A 529-nucleotide genomic window follows, 5' to 3' on the forward strand; every position below is an offset into this window, starting at 1 on the left:
AGCTACTGGATGCGAAAGCGCTACAAGATTAACAGTTGACGTAATTGTAAGCGACCCTGGAACTCCGACATTAGTGACAGCAGGAACGCAAAACTTCTGTTTGGAAGATGCACCGACATTTGCAAGCATTCAGACTACACCAGCAGCAAATATAGTTTGGTATACAGCTTTAACAGGCGGAACAGCAATTCCATCTACAACTGCACTTTCTACAGGACAATATTTTGCAGCAATTTCTGATCCAACTACTGGATGCGAAAGCGCTACAAGATTAACAGTTAATGTAATTGTAAACGATCCGGGAACTCCAACTTTAGTAACGGCAGGAACGCAAAATTTCTGTACGGTTGACGCTCCCACTTTTGCAAGCATTCAGACTACTCCGGCAGCAAATATTGTTTGGTACACGGCTGCAACTGGCGGAACAGTTATTGCGCCAACAACAGTTTTAACAACAGGCCAGTATTTTGCAGCAATTTCAGACACTGCAACAGGCTGCGAAAGCGCTACAAGATTAACAGTTGATGTG

Annotated in this window: 1 protein-coding gene; it reads left to right on the forward strand. The window is 43.9% G+C overall.

Going from position 1 to position 529, the window contains the following annotated elements; all coding sequences use genetic code 11:
• A partial coding sequence (locus tag EG814_RS20890) for an Ig-like domain-containing protein (protein ID WP_206430335.1) occupies positions 1-529 on the forward strand: 529 nt, incomplete at both ends.

Origin of the sequence: Flavobacterium ustbae (assembly GCF_003946915.1) — a bacterium.
Taxonomy (GTDB): Bacteria; Bacteroidota; Bacteroidia; order Flavobacteriales; family Flavobacteriaceae; genus Flavobacterium; species Flavobacterium ustbae.